Origin of the sequence: Burkholderia plantarii (assembly GCF_001411805.1) — a bacterium.
Classification (GTDB): Bacteria; Pseudomonadota; Gammaproteobacteria; order Burkholderiales; family Burkholderiaceae; genus Burkholderia; species Burkholderia plantarii.
In genome coordinates, this window is the sequence record NZ_CP007212.1 from 2,438,125 (window position 1) to 2,453,660 (window position 15,536).

Here is a 15,536-nt window from a genome sequence, read left to right on the forward strand (position 1 = left end):
GTCACTCCTTGGCAGTGGCGCCGGACTTGCTCTCACCGGCCGCCGGCCGCGCGTCGTCCGTGCCGGCGTCCGCCGTCGGCGCCTTGCCCTTCTTGCCCTTGGCCGCGGTATTCGCATCAGTCGAGGCTGCGCCTTCGACCTCCGTGAAGGTCAGCGCATGCGGGTAACCGTTGAGCTCGGCGATTTGCTCGATGCTCGAAGTGACACGGTGGAACAGATCGAGGTTGACGATCTCCACCACGGCCCGGCTCTCCGCCGTGTTCGCCACATGCTTCAAGAACAGGCCCGGCACTTCGGGAAACACGACGTCGCGCGGCATGAGGTTCTGCGCGAGCACTTTCAGTGGGAATGCGGCATCACCGAACACTTCGGTCACCGCGTCGTTGGCGTCCTTCCCGGTCAGGGACGGAGCGCCGATTTCGATACTGCGCGTCATGATGAAGGCTCCTTTCCTGGCTTGGGATTACCGCATATCGGTGACGTTGATGATGGCGCACCCACGCGCAGACGGCTCGTGCGGGTTGGTGGAGGTGAAGTTGCGGGCATAGAAACCAGCTCCCTCACGGAGGTCGTCGCCGGCCAGCAGCGGCTTGACGGTCGGCGGCACCGCATCACCGAGCACGACCGGATTGCGTGCCACGTCGGTCGCGCGTCCCACGCACAGGATTTCGCCGCCCTGGGGGCTTTCCTTCACCTGTTTCGGGCTGTAATACACCTCGTACTGGCCGAACAGCCGCCCCACGCGAAAGATGCCGGGCCGCACGGCGATGCCCGACGGCTCGAAAATGTCGTTGGCCAGCGTCAGCCACTGCGATGCGATGTCCTTCCCGACGTACAGGTGAGTGATGCCGTGGTTCATCGTGTCGACGGCCATTTGCTGCGACGCCTTCGCCAGGGCAGGCCCGAAGTCATGCCAGATGTCGTTGCGCTTGAGCTGTGCCGAACGGTTCTTCCAGTCGAAGTTGTAGTCCGACTGGTTGTTGCCTGCCAGACGGCGGGCCTTAGCCAGCACGTTGTAGTGCCGCTCGTTGGCAAACTGGTTCTGGATCGCGATGACCGATTCGCTGTACGGGTCGAGATTCAGTTCGTTTGCCATCTGGGTGCGGCCGTCGATCGATTGACGGGTCAGCACACGCCACGGGTTCGCATACAGGCTGAACATGTTGACCGACGTGATGATGGTCGGCGTCAGATTCGGGCTGCGCTCGAAATCGATGAAGCCTTCGACCGACACGGGGATGCTATCGGGCATCTTGGGCGTGGTCGTCAAGGCGTACACACCGGTGTCGGTATTGACGGTGCCGCCGATCACGAAAGTGGTACCCGCCAGGGTGATCGAGCCATTGACTGGCGAATTACCCGAGCCCGCGCTATCGATGGGCTCCTTTGCCGCGAGGATGCCGTTGACGTACACCAGCGTGCGGCCACGCAGCAGCGGGACACCATCTGCTTTCTGGTCGCATGTGTCGCTGGTAGTTTGGCCTACGCTCAGTTTTCCGGAGACGGTGCCGTCTGCGCCAGGCGTGGTGGTGTGGATGCGCGCCGACGACACATAGGAGTCGCCTGAATGGGTGCCATCAAGCAAGTCGTTCTGCGCGTAAGCGCCAAAGCTGCTTCCCGCGTTGTGGCTCACGATGGCCAGCTTGGCTTCGTTCGACCCGATGTCGGCGGGCAAATAGTGCGCCCAGGGGACCGCTTCGGCGAAGGCCGTCAGAATCGAAACGACGGCTCGATTCGGTTGCAGCGAAAGCGGATCGTGGTGGACCGACGATGCGGAATCGAGAATCGAGCCATACTTGCGTCGGGCCGCCTCGGTCGTGGCATAAGCCAGGTGCAGCGCCTGTTCGGACACGTCGGCGGGCACGGACGTGCCGTGCTGCTCTTCGTAGACTCGTACGCCATCGAGAATCGCCTTGGTGACGAGCTCGCGCTGACCGTCGTCGGCACAATCGTCGAGAACGGCTTGAAGCTTGTCCGGAACCGCGGTGGCATTCTGGTTCAGCGCACCCGACATGAAGTCGTTGGCGGCAGCGGAATCGAAGACGCCGCCCTTGGTGGCGCCCTCCTTCAGGTTGTCGATGAATTTGGCTACTTCGGCCGTCTCGCGCTTGAAGTAATCCTGCTTGATGCGCATCGTCATGGTTTTGTGTCCTTTCGGCTGTTCAAACACTGGGCGCCGGCAACAGCCGACTCACAGGTATTCTCGAAGGGGCACGACAGCGTCCCGAGGGCGTTTTTCCGTCTTTCGCTACTCGCCTTCGCGCAGGTGCAGATCGTCGCGGCGGTTCGCGACGTAGCGGGTCGTGTACGGCGGGATGTTGGAGGTGGTTTCCGTGCCGACGATCTCGAACGCGAGCCGCGCCGGCTGTGGCCCGATCCCGAGCAGCAGGTACATCACGTCGTGCTTGCGAACGTCGAACCATTCATCGCTGCCCGACTCGCCCTCGGGCTGGATCAGGAAGCGGAACTCGTCTTCGGTCGACAGGGAGGCATCGTGTCGGCTCACGACGGGAGCCGGCGTGAACGGCTCGGCCAGCAGCGCGTAACCGTTGCCAACGAATTCGTACTCGAACTCCTCCTCGTCCATCGTGTCGAGCACGCCCAAGCCGCCCAGTGTCGGATTGCCGCCCACCGTCTCATCCGCCTTGCGCGTGATGACCTTGCGGAAGAGCTGACAGTTGAAGGTGTTGGGGTGGTTCATGATGACGTTGCGCGTCATCCGGTTCACTGCATCGGGCACATTGGTCAGCATCGGTTACTCCACCCTTTTGTCGATACGGCGAGCGATTTCGGTGTCGGTCATGCCGAACCGACGGAAGACGTCGAGATCCTGTTGGTTCACTCTGCCCGCCGCCATGGCAGCCTGGATCTTCCGCGTGGCCGGGCTCGCTCGCTTCGGCGGGCTCGCGCCGCTCGCCTTCGCCGCCCGCGTGAGCGCCGCCTTCTCCCGAGCGCGCTGTCGCTGACGCATGGTGGTTTCCACGTCGCGGATGCGGCTGGCCGGCTTGCTCGTCAGTTGCTCGGCCTCTTTCTGGGATGTCTGAACACGCACGCGGTTCTCGTCTTGGGCGCGCGCCTTGTCGATGAGACGGGCCAGGAAGGTTGGAACCGAGCTCGCGGACTCCACCTCCGCCATCACCCGCAGGATGTGCTTGCAAGCCACGCCGTGCAGGTTGGGGTTGCGGATCTTCGGATAACCTGTCTCGTCGCGGCCGGCGTTGAACTTCCCGATCGTGGCGATATAACGGAACCAGAATCGCCACCTTCCACAGTCGCACTCGATCTTCAACGGCTCGCGGCGTAACCACGCAGCGGACTTCTTCGCGTCCCCGCGCGCCCCCGACGCGGCCGAGGCATAGGACAGGAACTCAACGGTCACGTTGTGGTGCTGCACATCGGATTCCGGCCCGGCGTTCGTCATGAAGCGCACACGGCCGCCATAGGCCGCCACGGGCACCGCGAAACGAATTTGCTGGTTCGCCCGCGATCGGTCGTCGGGCAAGGACAGGTCGAGCACCTGCCGGGCGCGAATACCGCCCTTGTACTTCGCCTGCGCCGTGCGCACGTTGTGCCGGAAGGTCGCAAGGTCATCGTGCGTGAGCGGCCGGACCTCGCCACCCATGGTGGTGAACAGCAGCCGGTGCGCGTCGTAGTCGCCCTGGACGTCCTTGGCGTTGAGGATGACGGACTTCGGATGCCGACCGGCGGCCCGGCGCTCGGCGGCGTCTCGTGCGGCTCGGGCCTTGGAGTCAGCGGCAGAACCGCGCAGCTTCGGTAACCACCCGCCCGCGCCTGAGCCGCCCGGAGGCTTCTTACCGACCATCGCCAGACCCACTCTCGATTTGCGTCTTCATAGCTCCAAACTCTAAAATCAATGCGTCAGCGTCGTCTGGGGTAGCTGTTGTCGGCCCAGACCCATTTATCCACTGCCGCCGAACTACCTTTGGATACGCGGCCCTCACATCAAGTTCTCCTGGCCGCACTCTGCGTCAAACCAAACGAGATGGCGTGCCATTCCTGGATGTCGGCATGGCTATCCCTGCGCCCACGTGGGCGCATAGTCCTCGCGATAGTCAGCGATCGACTCGAAGCCTGTCCGCCGCTTGATGGCGAGCAGCCGCCCTTCATTCGGCAGCACGATGCGCTTCTGCGGTAGCGGCTGAAACGCCGAGTCGAGTCCGGCAGCCGCCATGACGGCCAGGAACTCGTCGCGCCGCCCGTAGACGCGCCGCGACACCAGCGTCAGATCGAAAGCTTCGTCCGGTCGCGTCTCATAGAAGATGGCTGCGGTGTCCCAAGCCTTCGCCGTCTCGGCGAACTTGCGCACCTCGCGATAGAAAGACTTCGCCGCCCGGGTGTCCTTGTCGAGCATCGGTCCTCCGTCAGATGGTGACGATGCCGCCCAGCGCCAGCCGCCGGAAATGGTCGGCGAGCTCGACCGCGCGCTCGACCGTTTCCGAGCGCAGCGCGTATTGGCACGTCGCGAGTGCCGCCACCTGGGCGCAGGTGATCGCGGCCGAGATCCGATACCGCGGCCCGCTCGCCTCGATACCGTCCTGCTCAATGGACTGCTCCGGGTTCGCGCGCGCTGCACGCTTTGCGAACACCAGTCGTGAGCTCTTGCCGTCGGCGGCAACGCCGGCTTTCAACGCGTAGAAAGCACCGATGGCGGCCGACAGATCCTCCTCGACAAACAGTGAATCGCGCGGCAGGTCGGGAATGTTGGTCAGCACGATGCAGTGATCCCGGCGCTCGGTGCGGTAGTCCGCTTCGGCACCGACGACCAGTACCCGCGCGTCTGCGTCATAGGCCGAAAACAGCGAGCACGCCTTGTCGCCGTAGCCGGCGAACGTCGCTTGGATCTGGATCACGTCGGGCCGCCTTCGTCTTCGGTGGATTCCGTGTAGGTGCGGATTTCAGCCTCACCGCCCCGCGCGCTGCCCTCCGCGCTATCTACGGTAATGGTCTGCACCAACGGGTATCCGGCTGGATCGTCTGTTCCTGGCACGCCCCTTCCGTCGTTCGGCTCGCCCGCAGCCGGCGCATCGAACAGCGGAATCTCGGCGTGGAGGTTCAGGTCGATCGCGAGAATCGTCAGGTTCTTTGCCTCGGTCTGGATCGACATGGCTGAGACGTCCGGCAGTTCGACCTGCACCGGCCAATAGACGTCATGCCCGGCAAAGTGATAGCGCGCCGTGAATCGGCGATTGGGTGCGGCGTCGAGGAACAGCGAGAACTGCGCAGCCAACGAATGCGCCGAAGGCTCGTCCGTCGCGAAGATCGCGATCTGGGCCCGGATGTCGCCGGCTACCGCGCGCAGGCCGAAGACACGCTCCTTCTCGTCACCGGGGATCGTCACCAACTCTCGATCGGCCACCTGGCGGGTGTAGTCTCGGTTCGTCGGCGCGTAGTCCTTCGCCATCGCCACGATGATCACCGGCAGTTCTGGCGGTTGGGTCACGGTGCCGGTGAGATCGCTGCGCATCAGCAGCGCGAGCATTTCCTCGGCCATGTCGATCATGCGGGACGGCGCCCAGAGAATGCTCGTGGCCAGGCCCCGTGTCACATACTGCTCAAGTGGCTTCGTGGTCGGTGCGAGAATCGCGTAGTAGCGCCCCATGAACGCGCCAAACGCGGCCTTGACGGATTGAAGCATGGCGGCGATCAGCGCGAGAACTTGCTGAGCAAGCGCCCGTATGCCGGCACGGTATCCGCCGGCCCGGCCACCTGCGGCTTGACGAACCCCGGCAGCGAGCCGGCGCCGCGGAACTCGGCAGCGTCGCGGCGCAGGCGCTCGAACGGCTCGACATCCACCACCATCGGCCTCACGGCCGCAGCGTCAAGCACCGCACCGCCGTCGATGCCCTTTGCCGCCAGCATGGACAGAAGTTGCTCGTTCTCGGCGCGCAGGTGCTCGATTGCCTCGCTGGCCTGGTCACGCTCGGCGTTGACCGAATCCAGCAGGCGCAGCACGCCGCGCAGTTGCTCGTCATAGATCGCCGCCTCGATGTCGTCGGGCGTCATGTCGTTGACGTCATCCAGCGTGTAGCCGCGGTTGGTCGAGTAGTTCGGCTCGAGGACGTAGTCGAAGCCGAAGAACTCCGGCCGCAGCGGATCGATGGCCGAGCTGAAGCCACCAACGCGGCCGGCGTACAGCTTGGCGGCCACTTGGCCGGGATCGTTGTTCAGGAACTCGGCTTGGTGCTCAATGGTGCCGTCCAGGCTCGCGCGCAGCAGCGTGGTCACGAGGGCGGGCTCGACAAGCGCCGGACGCCCATCGTCGAGACCGCCTTCGGCTGGGTTCATGCCGAACTTGATGCGCGGCCAGTGCCCGTAGTAGCCCGTCATGTCGCGGCTCTTCACGCGCTCCTGACAAGCAGGGCCGTTGATCGCATCGACGATTGAGCGGATGTCGAAGCTCCGCTCTTTACCGCGGAACTGCCGTCCGCGCTCCTTGAGGTTGTAGCTGATGATCGAGGTTTGCATCGAGTAAGCCTCCTTGACTCACAAGATGCTATGCCACCCGAGAATCTCTCCGAGAGCTCGTTTTCCAAGTACCAGTTGCAAGCACATAGCAGCCGGAAGTAAGCACTGCGCCCGAGTGCAAATAGTCGAGGCGAAAATACATCCCGCCTCGGCTATTACCCTACACTCAGTACGCCCTTAGTGCTGAATCACCTCCATCGACACCGGTCGCGAGAAATCGAGATCCTCGCCGTTGTCGGCGCGCACCTTCATCAGCTTGTCGTGATCGACCGTGCCGCTGAATGTCGCTACCCGGTCGTACGCGAAGTTTGGACGGTCGGACAACCGCACTGCCACGCCCGGATCGGCCTGGACGAAGACGTACTGCCCCTTAATCCACGCCGGCAGCTACTGGACCGGTTGCTGGCCGGCAGGCAGGCAGTACTTCTCCGCCGAATCAAGGCTCACGATGCAGCCGAGCGGCTTGCTGTTCAGCGTTACGCGCATCGCGTTCTGTACCGACCCAGTGAAAACCTGCTCAAGTCATAATGGATGAAAAGACGATGAGCACGAAGATGGACGAAGACATCAAACGATGGACGGCCAAGCGCAAGAGCGCGCTGGTGATGGACATCATTCAGGGCAAGACGACGGTTGCCGAAGCCAGCCGAACCTATGACCTGTCGCCCTCCGAGGTCGAGAACTGGGTGGACGACGGCAAGCGAGGCATGGAGAACGCGCTTCGCGCCAATCCGCTGGACGTCAAGGAGCAGTACGAGCGGCAGATCAAGGAGTTGCAGGAGGCCTACGGCGAAGCCATGCTGGAGTTGCGCGCCAGAAAAAAATTGCAGTCCCTGCTGGGCGAGGACGAGAAGTGATCGAAACGATCCACCAGGGACTGAAAGAAGAAGGCGTTGTCGTTTCGATTTCCAAGCTCTGCAAGTGGTTCGATGTGCCGCGCCGAACCGTGTATTACCGGCCAGTCAAGGCAGAACCCGTCGTGCAGGCGCGTTTCTCGGAACCGATCAAGGCCATGATCGAGGAGTCGCCATCATTCGGCTATCGGACAGTGGCGCACCTGCTGGGCTTCAACAAGAACACGGTGCAACGCGTGTTCCAGTTGATGGGCTGGCAAGTGCGCAAGCGGCCAGTTGGCTTTCGGCCACGGGTGCAATCGATGCCATCGGTTGCGCTCAAACCGAACTCGCGCTGGTCGACCGACATGTGCCGTATCTGGGCGGGGCGAGACGGCTGGGCAACCTTGGCCCTGGTCATCGATTGCTACACGCGCGAGTTGCTGGGCTGGCACCTGTCCCGAAGCGCAAAGGCGACGACCGCGGCCAGCGCGCTGGAGCACGCGTTGATTGCTCGGTTCGGCACGCTGGGTCGAGTATCGACGCCATTCCTGTTGAGGAGCGACAACGGCCTGGTTTCACGAGCCAAAAGTACACGAAGCTGGTGCGCGATTACGGCCTGAAGCAGGAGTTCATCACGCCGCATTGCCCGCAACAAAACGGCATGGTGGAGCGAGTGATCAGGACGCTGAAGGAGCAATGCGTACACCGGCAGCGCTTCGAATCGCTACAGCATGCGAGCCCGCGCCCATCGCCCGACTGGTCAGCTTACTAACCCACCCCGGCCGAGCGCATCAGTCGCTGAAGATGAAGACCCCGGCCGAGGCGTTTGCTTTAGCCGCTTAACCTGTGCAGGTTTGGCTGGGTCATTACAGCCATGCCAAGAGGTGGGATTACCCGTTTTGATAGAGGTGCGAATCTTCATCAAAACAGCGCGCAAGCGCCAAGGAGTAACCCCGTGAGTAGTCTCAACCAAAATGTCATCCGCCTATCTGCCGCTGGCGGAGCTGCAGGTCGATCTCGATACTTGGCTGATGTACTACAACGGCGAGCGAACGCATCAAGGTAAGATGTGTTGTGGTCGCACGCCTCTGCAAACGCTCATCGCGGGCAAGGAGGTGTGGAAGGAGAAAGTGAGCCACCTGAATCTGATCTGACAGTCACGCACCGTCGGAACGGGTAACTGCCAGATCGGGTCGCGACTTCTACAACTAAATTGATAATAGCGTCTCGGCCACTTCATTTCTTCGCCGTCGTTTCTTTCGAGAACGGACTTTACGCCGTTAAAGTACCAAACTCACGGAGCATATTTGATTTCAATTTTCCTTCGAGTTGTTCTATGTCCTCAAGCGTTTGCACCCGGTCTATTTGAGCTTCTATGAGATCCTTCAATCGCTCAGTCTGAGAAAGAATCTGTGCTGTATTTGCCATTTCTTGTAAAATCCGGCTGGCTGCAGCCTCCATTGTAATTCCTCGAGCGTCCGCCAAGTTCTTCAGCAGGCCTACTCCTGCCGGCGCGTCCCCTACAGGTGACAAGACCCAAGCGGCGCCCTTGATTTTCAAACTCAAAATGTCGTCGTGTCGGAGATAGCCGTCATCAAGTTTGCTGCGAACATCGTTGATATGCTCCCGCAACCGGGCCCTTAGGCGGCTGATTTCGTGAACTCGATGGTGGTCGGTCAAGCATTTTTGGGGTTGGTGTGGCTCGATATTGGGATGCGCGAATTTCAATTTGCGCGACAACTCAGGATGAATTTCCTGAATCAGGATCGCACGCAAACGCAGTAGCGCTTCCTCGGAGTTGGCCTGCGCGATCAGCAGCGTGAAGCGTTCGCGCATCCGTTCAGTTGCGAGCAAAGCCTGCCGTGTCTGCTCTGCCCGCTTGCATATCAGATCGGCAGCCTCCGCCATGGAGATCCCGCGCGACAACGCCACTCCCTCAAGGACACCGAAATGCGCCCGCGAAGACGGATCCTCTGAAAACGCCCGTGCCTCATCGGCTTTCATCTGGCGGAGTTCGTCACCGAGTTCGCAATTTGCCGCATAGGGGCGTCGTAGCTCATTGATTTTATCGTTTAGGATACGCTCCAGCGCACGACGATTATGCTCGATCATCGCCTCGGCCCTGTTGGGATGTCTGGCCGGAGGTGCCTCAGCAAAGTCGCTGCCATTGAATCGCCACGACCAGCAATTACCCAGCGTCATGCTTGGTGGCAGGTCCCCGCGATAGGTACTTGCGAAATACCAGTCGCCATCGGCGGACGGAACATAATCGGAATCATCGGTGAAATAGATCACGCGCGTAGATTTGACCTGAGTCACGATCGTATAGATAGGCGTAGTCGTGCCGTCACAGCCGGATTGAAAGGCGCTCATCGAGACTCCTCGTAATGCAGTGAAATTTGAAACACCTTGAGACCATCGTCGTTGCTGGCCGCCGCGAGCAACCCAGCAGAGACGGCCGGAGGCTGGCGATAGCGACCGCCGATTTGTCCTTCCCAGATCTTGATCTCACGGTCCGGATCGAACACCGCCAGCTGTCCTTCAGAGGACAGCACGACCAGATGACTCCCATATTCGATGGGGCATCCGCAACCAGGCGCGCGCAGCCTACTAAGCCAGCGCAACGCGCCGGTGGCAGTATCGAAGGCAAGCAGATGCCATGTCCCGTCGAGCACATACACGACCCCGGCGCGGACCAGTAGGAACTGATTCGCTAGTGGTTGTCCGTAGCGCCGCGTCCAGAGCGACTCACCCGTGCGGATGTCGAAGCACTCAAGCTCACCCCGCTCAGTCGCCCAGATCACGCGGCCCGAACAGATGCCGGGCCGGCCGCGCACGAGTCCACGACTTCGCACTGTCCAGCGCAGTTGCCCGTCACCGGCATCGACGCAATGGACGGTGCCGTCGTTGCACGGTGCGATGACTAGGTCGAGCTCAGCATCGTGGGCGACCGTTGCGGGAGGCCAGTAGCTGTGCCTGAAAGACCAGATCTGCCGCCCTGTCTTCCAGTCGAGCGCTTGCAAGTGCCCGTACGGCTTGCCCTCGTTCCATTGCTCGGTGTTCACGAACAGGCGGTCGTGCTCGAGATCAAGCACCGGCGTGGCATGGACACTCGAATCCTGCCGCCAGCGCCAGATAATCGAGCCATCCCGCGCATCAAGACGCGTGATCGTGCCGTCGTAGCACCCGAATATGACGCTCTGCTGGGCAAACTGGAGGCGCTGCACGATCCCCTTGGCAGGTCGCGTCAGGCTCTCGTAGCACCACTGAATAGCGCCGTCGGCCGCATTGTGCCGCCAGACTCGGCTCGAATCGTCAGCCACGAAAACGGCGCCGTCTGCGATTGCGGGGCTGCTCTTCCAAGCGTGCCTCTGCTGCACGTTCAACTCGAAACGATGCCAGAGTGGAGTGGTCACGAACGGCGGAAACGATCCCTGCATACGTGGTGGGCGAGCGTCGAAGCAATCGCGCGACAGCCCGATATCGTGACGCCTGAACAGCGAGACGACGGGAAAGCGCCTCAAGGAGAGTTGCCGGGAGCCGAGCGGTTGCCACATGTCGAATAGGAGAGCCGCGCCACGGATATCGAGCGCGTGTCCGTCGGCGGCCAGCGCGTCGTCCACCAGCGCGACGGCGGAGCCCTGCTTCATGAAATCGTCGATGATGACCGCGCGGCTGCCGGGGGCCGCAGCCGCGCCCTCCACCCAGCGCTTGCGGTTATGCTCTTTGCGCTGGTCGCGCACCATCAACGTGTGCAGTCGGCGGCCGTCGCGGAGTGCCGCCAGCGCCGTCGAAAACAGCAGCGGCGCCGCACCGAAGCCCGGGCCGATCAGCACGGTGGGCTCAAACGGCTTGACGAGGCGCCACATGAGTTGCCCGGCCATCTCGATATAGCGCGCGTCGCTGAGCAGATCCCGGAAATCGAACTGGAGCCCGTCGGTGAAATGAATGGCCCTCGTATAGATCTGGCGGCGCAGTGTTTCCCAGTCCGGGTTCTCGCGCACGGCCATCGTCGCGCGCGAGATCTCGTGCGCAGCATCAGTCGGCCTGGTAGATTGGTTCATATTGAGGGCTCGTACGGATCAGCGTCGGCGCAGAACATGTTCGATGAGGCCGAGCTGCGCAGGCAGGCACACCCGATGCAGATCGTACTTCTCGACGACGGTGCGTCGGGCCGCCGCGCGCAGCCCCGTATGCCGGCTCGGATCGCGAAGCGCATCGAGCACGCGCGCGGCCACGGCATCGGGCGAAAAGAAATCGACGAGCCATCCATTCTCCCCGTCGGAGATGACTTCCTGCACCGGCGGCGTCCGCGACCCGACGACGAGGCAACCTGCGCTCATCGCCTCAAGCATCGACCACGAGAGCACGAACGGGTAGGTCAGGTAGACGTGGACGCATGATACCTGGAGGATCCGCAGAAACGCCGAATAGGGTACGCGTCCGAGGAAATGGACACGCGACAGATCGAGCGACGCACCGAGCTCGTCGAGCATGGCCTGCCGATGGGTCTGGCCGTCGGGCAGGCGCGCGCCGTAGCTTACGCCGTCGCCGCCCACCACGATGACGCGCGCGCGCGGCCGCTCGGCTAGGATCGGCGGCAACGCGCGCATGAAGGTCTGGAATCCGCGGTGCGGTTCGAGATTGCGCGCCACATAGGTGACGACCTCGTCTCCCGCGCCAACCACGCAATTGCTATCCGGTATCGCAAAGCGCGCCGCGGCATCGGGTATCACGCGCGGCGTGTCGACGCCCTCGTGCGCGACGCTGATGATCGGCTGATAGAGCGCGGGATAGAGCGAGCGCTGCCACTGGGTGGGGGTCTGCCCCCAGTCGACAGCCTCGAGTCCGAGCAGGTTGCCGATGTTCTTCGTCCGGATGCGCGGCGCCGTATCGAATACCTCTGGCTCGCTTCGATCGAAACCGATGTCCGCGCCGCGAAAACGATAATAGAACTCGAAGTAGCCGATCAGCGGCGCGTGCGGAAAAACGTCCTTTAGATACCAGATTTCGCCCCACCCGTTGTGCCCGAGCATCAGGTCAGGTTCGAAGCCGGCCTGACGCAATTCGAGCGCCTGGCGTGCCACTTCCTGCCCGTTGAGGATGGCCGCCTCCACATCGCCGATGTAGTGGTGTATCTCCCGCGTCACATCGCGCTTCGGGCGATAGGCCATGACTCGCACGCCCGCCATGACCAGATCCTGGCGCTGCGTGATGAACACCACCTCGTTTCCTTCGATGGCAGCGAGATGCCTGGCGAGATGCAGATACTGTCCGGGCGCGTTCTGATGGATGAAAAGGATTTTCATGACGGATGCTGTGGACTTGGCGATTGCCCCGGTTGGGCGTTCATTGCTCACTCAACTGCCACATACCGAGATGCCCCAGCTTGGCAGCAAGCTGAAGCCGTGCATTGCGCCAGTCCGTGATGGCCTGAATGCGCTGCTTGCGTGCATTGGCGAGATCGGACTGGGCGCTCAGCAGCTCGAGAATGCCGCCCACGCTCTTGGCATAACGGCGTTCGGCCGCAGTATACGAAAGCGCGGCAGCATCGAGCAGCGTCGCGCTGTTGTTGACATTGCGGGTGGCAGCATCGAGCGCGTAGTAGGCGTTCCAGACGTCGATGGCCACCTGCCGTCTGGCCTCGTCGAGCACCGCCTGCTGCATTTCCGATTGCGCCTCGGCCTCGCGCACCTGATATACGCGTGAAAAGCCTTCGAAAATGGGGATGCTGATCTGGAAGCCGATGAACCAGTCGTGTCCGGTCGCAGGGAATTGCGGAATCCCGAGCCCCAGCGTGGCGGGCTGATTATTCGTGCTGTACTTCGCGGTCAGGCTCAGCGTGGGCAGCCCCTGCGCACGGATTTGGCGCGTCTTGGCCAGCGCCGCATCAAGCTCGGCCTGAGCCGCCCTGACGCTCGGGTGAGTTCGTCTCGCTTCGTCCATCAGTGCCGCCACCGAATCACGGAATTCGTCTACGGGGCCGACATTCTCGGCCACGCTGGGCAGGGAGATCGGCTGATCCGGCGCCAGATTCATGTCGGAGGCCAGTGTGCCGATCGCCGTCTCCCACTCGCCTTGCGCCTTCGTCCGATTGAAGACGGCCTGCGCATACGCCGTTCGCGCTTGCAGTTCGTCGCTGCCCGGCACGATGCCGCGCTCCGCGCGCGCCGTCGCGGCGGCCAGGCTGTCGCGCGCAGTGCCGACCACCTCGTCCGCCGCCTCGAGCGCGCCTTGCGCCGCCTGCGCGCCGTAATAGTCGTGAGCCACGTCCGAGAGGTTTTTCTGCAACTGCGCTTCCTGGCTGGCCTGCGCGGCGTTCAGCAGCTCGCTGGCATTGCGCAGCGCTGCCGACCTGCCGCCGAAGTCGTAGAGCACCCAGCTCAGCGATATGTTCTCTGAACGAATGCTCGATCGGTTTGCGGAACTCAGGTCCGGGTGCCCGGTGATATCCGTGACCGAATCGTCATGCACGGCCTGCCATTGGGCTGAGACGGTCGGCAGGAACGCGGCGCGCCCCTGCCCGACCTGCGCGGCGCGGAGTTTGACGTCGATCCACGCCTGGCGCGTCTTCGGGCTCGTGCAGAGAGCGCGCTCCACGGCCTCGTCCAGACGCAGCGGCTGGCCGACGGACTCGAACACGCATAGCGCCGGGTTGCTGATCACCGGACTCGCTGGCCCAGCCGGAATGCTCGTCTCCGCCCGCAACGGATCGAATGCGCGCGCGGGTGCCGATACGGCCAGAACTGCCGCACACAGAATGCCGGAAGCCCATCGCTCACCGCTCACGCAGGCTCTCCTGCGAGGTTTGCACGAGCGGATCGAGGAAATATCGCGCGACGCTGCGCTTGCCGGTCCGGATTTCCGCGGTCACTTCCATGCCGGGCGTGAGCCGCACTCGGCTCCCGTTGATCAGCATCGTGTCCGACGGCAGGCGGATGCGCGAAACGAACACGAGGCCCAGCTTCTTGTCCTGCGCCGCATCGTTGGACACCGATTCGACCGTGCCGGTCAGATAGCCGAAGCGCGTATACGGAAACGCCTCCACCTTGACGATGGCGGTCTGCCCGGCGCGCACGAAGCCGATATCCTTGTTTTCGATACTGACCTCGGCCTCGAGCGCGTCATTCGGCACGATCTCCATGAGTGCCTGCGCAGTGGTAACCACGCCGCCCACCGTATGCACCGACAACTGCTGGACCGTGCCGGACACCGGCGCATAGAGGCTCATCAGCTTCTGGCGCGTCACGGCCTTGGTCTCGTCGTCCTGATTCTGCGAGAGCTGCGCGCTCGCCTTGTCGAGCGCGTCGAGCTGCTCGCGGCGAAACGCGGAAATCGTGGCCTCGATATCGGCCTTCTGCTCGGCCACGCCGGCCGCCAGCTCGCGGGCATGACTCTGTTGCGCGGCAAGCTCATGCTCCTGCTCGCGCGCGGCCTGCTCCTTGGCCAGGTAATCCTGCCGCGCCACATAACGGTCCTTCACCAGCGCGCCGAAATCGTCCGCCTGCTGCCGTGCCAGCGGCGCGGTGGATTTCAGCTTCTCGATCTCCTGGCGCGTCGTCTCTCCTTCGGCCTCGCGCTTGGCGAGCTCCGAGCGCGCGCTCGACACCTTGTCCTCGTACTCGCGGAACTGCCCGTCGGCAAACGACTGCGCCTGCCGTTGCTCGTCCGCGCTCGCGCCGTCCGTGACGGCCACGCGCGGCGCGCTGCCGCTGGCCTGCGCCGCCAGCAACGCGCGCGAACGTGCGATGGTCAGCGCGGCATTGACCTTCGACGAGCGCGCCTTGTCCGAATCGGCCGCCGCCTGCGATGGATCGAGCTCGACGAGTAACTGCCCCGCGTGAACGGCATCGCCGTCCCGGACCGCGATCCGGCGCACGACGCCGGTGATCGCGGGCTGCACGATCTTCACGCGCACGTCGGGCTGCAGCTTGCCCTTGGCGGTCGCGACGATGTCGAGCTGCCCGATCAACACGATTGCCAGCGTCACGGCCGCGATCAGCACGATGATGCGCATGGCCCAGTGCGGGGCGGGATGCACGGGTGTCTCGACGAGTTCGAGATGCGACGGCAGGAACGCGAGCTCGTGGGCGACCCGGGGCGGTATGTCCAGTTCGCGCCGGACTGCCCACGCGGCGCGCAGCACCGACGCGTAGCGCAGCATCAGATCGGCGAGCGCCCGCACGCGGAGAAATCTGGTGGATGCCATGGTGA

General features: G+C 63.0%; 17 protein-coding genes and 1 pseudogene. 4 read left to right on the top strand and 14 right to left on the bottom strand.

Annotated elements, in window-relative coordinates:
* Position 1: 1 nt before the first annotated feature.
* The 9 genes from bpln_RS10395 to bpln_RS37675 all read right to left on the bottom strand — a co-directional run bounded on the left by bpln_RS10395 (position 2) and on the right by bpln_RS37675 (position 6,822).
* Positions 2–436, bottom strand: coding sequence for a hypothetical protein (locus bpln_RS10395; RefSeq protein ID WP_055138766.1), 435 nt, complete (start codon positions 434–436; stop codon positions 2–4).
* Positions 437–463: 27 nt separating this feature from the next.
* Positions 464–2,140, bottom strand: coding sequence for a hypothetical protein (locus bpln_RS10400; RefSeq protein ID WP_055138767.1), 1,677 nt, complete (start codon positions 2,138–2,140; stop codon positions 464–466).
* 108 nt (positions 2,141–2,248) lie between these two features.
* Positions 2,249–2,752, bottom strand: a complete 504-nt coding sequence (locus bpln_RS10405) for a hypothetical protein (protein ID WP_055138768.1) — start codon at positions 2,750–2,752, stop codon at positions 2,249–2,251.
* A 3-nt stretch (positions 2,753–2,755) separates the two neighbouring features.
* On the bottom strand, positions 2,756–3,835 hold the full coding sequence (locus bpln_RS10410; RefSeq protein ID WP_158512021.1) for a hypothetical protein: 1,080 nt from the start codon (positions 3,833–3,835) through the stop codon (positions 2,756–2,758).
* 198 nt (positions 3,836–4,033) lie between these two features.
* Positions 4,034–4,372 (bottom strand): hypothetical protein, encoded by a 339-nt coding sequence (locus bpln_RS10415; RefSeq protein ID WP_055138770.1) that lies wholly within the window; start codon positions 4,370–4,372, stop codon positions 4,034–4,036.
* Between the two features lie 10 nt (positions 4,373–4,382).
* On the bottom strand, positions 4,383–4,871 hold the full coding sequence (locus bpln_RS10420; RefSeq protein ID WP_055138771.1) for a hypothetical protein: 489 nt from the start codon (positions 4,869–4,871) through the stop codon (positions 4,383–4,385).
* Complete coding sequence (locus bpln_RS10425) at positions 4,868–5,656, bottom strand: hypothetical protein (RefSeq protein ID WP_063891217.1); 789 nt, start codon at positions 5,654–5,656, stop codon at positions 4,868–4,870. The genes bpln_RS10420 and bpln_RS10425 overlap by 4 nt, the downstream gene beginning before the upstream one ends.
* Before the next feature lie 8 nt (positions 5,657–5,664).
* Positions 5,665–6,486, bottom strand: a complete 822-nt coding sequence (locus bpln_RS10430; RefSeq protein ID WP_055138772.1) for a hypothetical protein — start codon at positions 6,484–6,486, stop codon at positions 5,665–5,667.
* A 177-nt stretch (positions 6,487–6,663) separates the two neighbouring features.
* The gene (locus tag bpln_RS37675) at positions 6,664–6,822 is read right to left on the bottom strand and encodes a hypothetical protein (RefSeq protein WP_338025948.1); all 159 of its coding nucleotides are present in this window, start codon (positions 6,820–6,822) and stop codon (positions 6,664–6,666) included.
* 206 nt (positions 6,823–7,028) lie between these two features.
* Here bpln_RS37675 and bpln_RS10435 point away from each other — a divergent pair, with 206 nt between their 5' ends.
* The 4 genes and pseudogenes from bpln_RS10435 to bpln_RS10445 form a co-directional block, all read left to right on the top strand.
* Positions 7,029–7,343 carry a DUF1153 domain-containing protein gene (locus tag bpln_RS10435; RefSeq protein WP_047837792.1) on the top strand — a complete coding sequence of 105 codons (315 nt, stop codon included), beginning with the start codon at positions 7,029–7,031 and terminating at the stop codon, positions 7,341–7,343.
* The gene (locus bpln_RS10440) at positions 7,340–7,942 is read left to right on the top strand and encodes a DDE-type integrase/transposase/recombinase (RefSeq protein WP_244486960.1); all 603 of its coding nucleotides are present in this window, start codon (positions 7,340–7,342) and stop codon (positions 7,940–7,942) included. The genes bpln_RS10435 and bpln_RS10440 overlap by 4 nt, the downstream gene beginning before the upstream one ends.
* A gap of 41 nt (positions 7,943–7,983) precedes the next feature.
* The gene (locus bpln_RS37680; RefSeq protein ID WP_244486971.1) at positions 7,984–8,094 is read left to right on the top strand and encodes a hypothetical protein; all 111 of its coding nucleotides are present in this window, start codon (positions 7,984–7,986) and stop codon (positions 8,092–8,094) included.
* A gap of 214 nt (positions 8,095–8,308) precedes the next feature.
* A pseudogene (locus tag bpln_RS10445) lies at positions 8,309–8,476 on the top strand (IS481 family transposase); the annotation flags it as partial.
* Between the two features lie 118 nt (positions 8,477–8,594).
* On the opposite strand, the gene bpln_RS35315 reads toward bpln_RS10445, so the two are convergent.
* The 5 genes from bpln_RS35315 to bpln_RS10465 all read right to left on the bottom strand — a co-directional run bounded on the left by bpln_RS35315 (position 8,595) and on the right by bpln_RS10465 (position 15,531).
* Positions 8,595–9,695, bottom strand: a complete 1,101-nt coding sequence (locus tag bpln_RS35315) for a hypothetical protein (protein ID WP_148653989.1) — start codon at positions 9,693–9,695, stop codon at positions 8,595–8,597.
* On the bottom strand, positions 9,692–11,386 hold the full coding sequence (locus bpln_RS10450) for an outer membrane protein assembly factor BamB family protein (RefSeq protein WP_055138774.1): 1,695 nt from the start codon (positions 11,384–11,386) through the stop codon (positions 9,692–9,694). Before bpln_RS10450 ends, bpln_RS35315 begins: the two co-directional genes overlap by 4 nt.
* Positions 11,387–11,404: 18 nt before the next feature.
* Entirely contained in the window at positions 11,405–12,631 is a 1,227-nt protein-coding gene (locus bpln_RS10455; RefSeq protein WP_055138775.1) for a glycosyltransferase family 4 protein, read from the bottom strand.
* 40 nt (positions 12,632–12,671) lie between these two features.
* Complete coding sequence (locus tag bpln_RS10460) at positions 12,672–13,988, bottom strand: TolC family protein (RefSeq protein WP_244486961.1); 1,317 nt, start codon at positions 13,986–13,988, stop codon at positions 12,672–12,674.
* A 112-nt stretch (positions 13,989–14,100) separates the two neighbouring features.
* The gene (locus bpln_RS10465; protein WP_055138776.1) at positions 14,101–15,531 is read right to left on the bottom strand and encodes an HlyD family type I secretion periplasmic adaptor subunit; all 1,431 of its coding nucleotides are present in this window, start codon (positions 15,529–15,531) and stop codon (positions 14,101–14,103) included.
* Positions 15,532–15,536: the final 5 nt, after the last annotated feature.

Coding starts and splice junctions, on each gene's coding strand:
- bpln_RS10395 (WP_055138766.1), bottom strand. CDS start 436: ATGACGCGCAGTATCGAAATCGGCGCTCCGTCCCTGACCGGGAAGGAC.
- bpln_RS10400 (WP_055138767.1), bottom strand. CDS start 2,140: ATGACGATGCGCATCAAGCAGGATTACTTCAAGCGCGAGACGGCCGAA.
- bpln_RS10405 (WP_055138768.1), bottom strand. CDS start 2,752: ATGCTGACCAATGTGCCCGATGCAGTGAACCGGATGACGCGCAACGTC.
- bpln_RS10415 (WP_055138770.1), bottom strand. CDS start 4,372: ATGCTCGACAAGGACACCCGGGCGGCGAAGTCTTTCTATCGCGAGGTG.
- bpln_RS10425 (WP_063891217.1), bottom strand. CDS start 5,656: ATGCTTCAATCCGTCAAGGCCGCGTTTGGCGCGTTCATGGGGCGCTAC.
- bpln_RS10430 (WP_055138772.1), bottom strand. CDS start 6,486: ATGCAAACCTCGATCATCAGCTACAACCTCAAGGAGCGCGGACGGCAG.
- bpln_RS10435 (WP_047837792.1), top strand. CDS start 7,029: ATGAGCACGAAGATGGACGAAGACATCAAACGATGGACGGCCAAGCGC.
- bpln_RS37680 (WP_244486971.1), top strand. CDS start 7,984: ATGGTGGAGCGAGTGATCAGGACGCTGAAGGAGCAATGCGTACACCGG.
- bpln_RS35315 (WP_148653989.1), bottom strand. CDS start 9,695: ATGAGCGCCTTTCAATCCGGCTGTGACGGCACGACTACGCCTATCTAT.
- bpln_RS10450 (WP_055138774.1), bottom strand. CDS start 11,386: ATGAACCAATCTACCAGGCCGACTGATGCTGCGCACGAGATCTCGCGC.
- bpln_RS10455 (WP_055138775.1), bottom strand. CDS start 12,631: ATGAAAATCCTTTTCATCCATCAGAACGCGCCCGGACAGTATCTGCAT.
- bpln_RS10465 (WP_055138776.1), bottom strand. CDS start 15,531: ATGGCATCCACCAGATTTCTCCGCGTGCGGGCGCTCGCCGATCTGATG.